This is a genomic window from Pseudomonas sp. AC463 (genome assembly GCF_979253585.1).
The window spans coordinates 1-232 of the sequence record NZ_CEEDDZ010001221.1 but is presented as its reverse complement, the minus strand read 5'-3'; the positions used below and the strand labels follow the sequence as shown (position 1 = coordinate 232).

General features: G+C 59.5%; 1 protein-coding gene. It reads left to right on the top strand.

What is annotated here, in order from left to right; genetic code table 11:
• Positions 1-232: hypothetical protein (locus AC0IYH_RS34190; protein WP_471838939.1), on the top strand; the 232-nt coding region annotated here is incomplete at both ends.

Below are 232 nucleotides of genomic sequence, written 5' to 3'. Positions count from 1 at the left end.
TTGGAACGCCATGGCGATGGTAATGCGCACGAACTTGAAAGTTTCTGACTTGGGCGGTCACTTCTCCAGCTTCGCTTCCAGCGCAACCCTGTATGACATCGGCTTCAACTACTTCTTCCAGGCCCCGACCGACGAACCCGGCGGCGACCTGATCTACTTCCAGGGCCACACCGCGCCAGGCGTCTACGCCCGTGCGTTCATGGAAGGCCGCATCACCGACGACCAGATGAAC